Source organism: Herbaspirillum sp. B65, from assembly GCF_000333555.1.
GTDB lineage: Bacteria > Pseudomonadota > Gammaproteobacteria > Burkholderiales > Burkholderiaceae_D > Herbaspirillum > Herbaspirillum rubrisubalbicans.
This window is the reverse complement of record NZ_BADI01001236.1, coordinates 1-1,835: the sequence shown is the minus strand read 5'-3', so window position 1 is coordinate 1,835 and position 1,835 is coordinate 1. Positions and strand designations below refer to the sequence as shown.

The following is a 1,835-nucleotide window of genomic DNA, read 5'->3' as shown; positions in this document are numbered from 1 at the left end:
ATCGAAGATCTGGCGCAGCCGTCCGAGCGCATAGCTCACGGCGGGCTGCGACAGGTGCAGGCGGTTGCCGGCCAGGGTCAGGCTGCGTTCGTCGGCAATGGCCTGGAAGACGCGCAGCAGGTTCAGGTCCATGTTGTTGAAGGTCGCCATAGCAGTCTCCGGAGGGGGTCGCGCGGGGGCCTGGGCCCGATGAGTCACATCAAGGAAAGCGGCGATCACTATCCATGCCGCTTATGTGAAAAATATTTTACATCAATTTGATCTATTTTAAGGCGACTTTTAGAATGCTTCACATCAGCCAAGGAAACCGCCTGCATGCCGCGCGCGACGTGGATTGCCAGCCTGGTCGGCCCCATTTGAACGGATGCGCCATGAGCCCCCAGCCAACTTCTTCCTCTCCCCTGCCGACACCGCGCAAGCGCAATGGCCAGGCCGCCCTCGCCGCTCTGCAGCAGCAGGCCCGCATCGCCTGCCTGGGAGCGGCAGGATGAGCAACACTTCAGCACGCACCGTCCCCGGCACCGGCAACGCCCTGCTCTCGCGTTTTCACCTCGGTGGCAGCGGCCCGACAGTGGCCATCAAGGATTGCATCGACATCGCCGGCCAGCCCACTTGCGGCGGCAGCGCCGCCCTGGCCGACGCGCCGCCGGCTGCAGCGCACGCCGACGTGGTTCGCAAGCTGCTCGACGCCGGCTGGCAGCTCACCGCCCGCGCCAACATGCACGAGCTGGCCTACGGCATGACCGGCATCAATGACTGGAACGGCACCGCCGTCAATCCGCAGGACGCCAGCCGCATGACCGGCGGCTCCCTCCAGCGCTCGGCCTCGGCCGTGGGCGCGGGCTTGGTGGACATGTCCATCGGCAGCGACACCGGCGGCTCGATCCGCCTGCCCGCGGGCTTCTGCGGCGTGATCGGATCAAAACGAGCTTCGGCCGCGTCAGCCGCGCCGGAGCCTATCCGGCCGTGAGCAGCCTGGATTGCGTGGGTCCCTTTGCGCGCAGCATGGATCTCATCATCAGCGCCATGGCCAGCATCGCGCCCGGTTTCGACCGCGCTGCCGCCACCGCAGCGGCAGCACAGGCCCGCGTCAAACTGGTGACGGTGCAGGCCGATCCCGAGATCGCAGAGGCCGTCGCTGCGGCCTTCGCCGCCAGCGGCTGGCAAGGCGATGCCTGGACCCCGCATCACATGCACGCTGCCTTCGAGGCCGGCATGACCCTCATCAACCGCGAGACGCATGACGCTTTCGGCCACCTGCTTGGCCTCGGCAAACTGGGCGCCGACATCGAGAAGCGCCTCTCGGCCGCCGCCGCCACCACCGATGACGCGGTGGCCCAGGCCGAAGCCGTGCGTGCCGCCTTCAGCGCCGAAGTCGACGCCGCGCTGGCCGACGCCGATGCGCTGCTGCTGCCGACGCTGCCGTCGCTGCCGCCGACGCTGGAAGCGATCCGCCAGGGTGCCTCGGTGCTGATGCTGTCCTCGCTGGTGCGGCCCTTCAACCTGTCCGGCCATCCGGCCCTGAGCATTCCGGTGCCGATGGCCGGCAGCTCGCTCAAGGCCGGACTGCAACTGGTCGGCCGCAAGGGCGATGACGAACGCATTTGCGCACTGGGCCTGCATCTGGAACAGGCAGTCAAGCAACGCCCGTGACACGCACTGCCCCGACAAGCTCGCCCAATCAACACTGACAACGACTGCAAGCCACTGGAGAAAGCCATGAACGCACCGCTACGCTTCCACCCGCGCAAGACCGATTCATCCTATGCCGACCTGGTACAGGATGCGGTGGTGGATCCTTCGCTCTACACCGATCCGGCCATCTNGAAGCGGAG

General features: G+C 66.8%; 1 protein-coding gene and 1 pseudogene. One reads left to right on the top strand and one right to left on the bottom strand.

Features of this window, described 5'->3' with window-relative positions:
* Nucleotides 1-150 (bottom strand): LysR family transcriptional regulator (locus I5W_RS30740; RefSeq protein WP_148289226.1); only part of this gene is annotated, 150 nt, incomplete at its 3' end.
* 337 nt (nt 151-487) lie between these two features.
* Between I5W_RS30740 and I5W_RS28905 the strand changes: the two are divergent.
* Nucleotides 488-1,653, top strand: a pseudogene (locus I5W_RS28905) (amidase family protein).
* Nucleotides 1,654-1,835 lie beyond the last annotated feature (182 nt).